The sequence below is a fragment of the Sporosarcina sp. BP05 genome (genome assembly GCF_014282005.1).
GTDB lineage: Bacteria > Bacillota > Bacilli > Bacillales_A > Planococcaceae > Sporosarcina.
In genome coordinates this window covers 1-979 of the sequence record NZ_JACFTD010000070.1, presented here as the reverse complement: position 1 = coordinate 979, position 979 = coordinate 1, and the positions used below count along the sequence as shown (strand labels likewise).

The following is a 979-nucleotide window of genomic DNA, read 5'->3' as shown; positions in this document are numbered from 1 at the left end:
CTTGAATAATGATTTCAAAAGAGGGGATTGAGGATATGAAAGAAATGGCTTATACCGCTTATGTAGTCATAGGTCTTATATTGGCAACTATTTTAGGTGCTCTTGGTCAAAATATATCTTATGATTTAAATGAACGTTTCCCAGCAATAGATTTAACAAAAGCTATAAGTAGCGTAACCTTCATTAGTGTTGGATTATTTATAATAATCCCTATATCATTATTTATTTTCATGAAAAACGAAAAAACATTCCTTATCGTTAGTGTTATTGCGTGTGTCCTAATAGGGCTCCCGATTTCTATATGGTCACTTTTTGTTTGGTTGATGTGGATGGGTTAATTTAATTAAATCATTTGCATTAACGGGTGTTTTAGTTGAAGTATTGGCAGCTTTTCGGTGTTATGTCAACTACTGGTGCATATTGAATGAATGGCAAAACTCAATCAGATTAGATTATTTGTAAAGAAACTTTTTCACGATTTTCTCAAAGTGATTGAACAAACAGAAGGTTAAGTCTATCATTTGTGAAAGGGACCATTTCCTAATATGTGGTTATTCAGCAAACGGGGCAGGTTAGTTTAAGTATTGCTATGGAGAATATTGGTTGGAAGAATTATACTCTTAAACGTAAACTGAATTCATCGGAGGAGAAGATATGGAATTAATTACTGGAATAGCCCTTATACTTGTTGTGTTTTTCTCTTCATATATTATTGAAATAAGATTGAAGAATATTGAAAGCCAAAACAATCGTGTAATAGAAATTTTAGAAGAAATTAGAGATAAGAAATAAAAGTTCTTAAACTAACGGTTAGCTTTAGTAAAAATCATGGGGTTCCCAGAGGTAACTCTTTTTCTTATTGAACTAACGGGGCAGGTTTGTTTAAGAAGAGTTGTTTTTGAGTTGTATAAATAAGTAAAAAGTTTGAAGGGGGAGTTTTAAATTAAAAGATTTTTATTTTATTTCGTTTCCGCAATAG

2 protein-coding genes are annotated in these 979 nt (G+C 31.4%); both read left to right on the top strand.

From position 1 onward, the window contains the following. Nucleotides 1-35 precede the first annotated feature (35 nt). The gene (locus H2672_RS19130; RefSeq protein ID WP_186674000.1) at nt 36-338 is read left to right on the top strand and encodes a hypothetical protein; all 303 of its coding nucleotides are present in this window, start codon (nt 36-38) and stop codon (nt 336-338) included. A 316-nt stretch (nt 339-654) separates the two neighbouring features. Next, nucleotides 655-792, top strand: a complete 138-nt coding sequence (locus tag H2672_RS19125) for a hypothetical protein (RefSeq protein ID WP_186673999.1) — start codon at nt 655-657, stop codon at nt 790-792. The last annotated feature ends 187 nt before the right edge of the window (nt 793-979 follow it).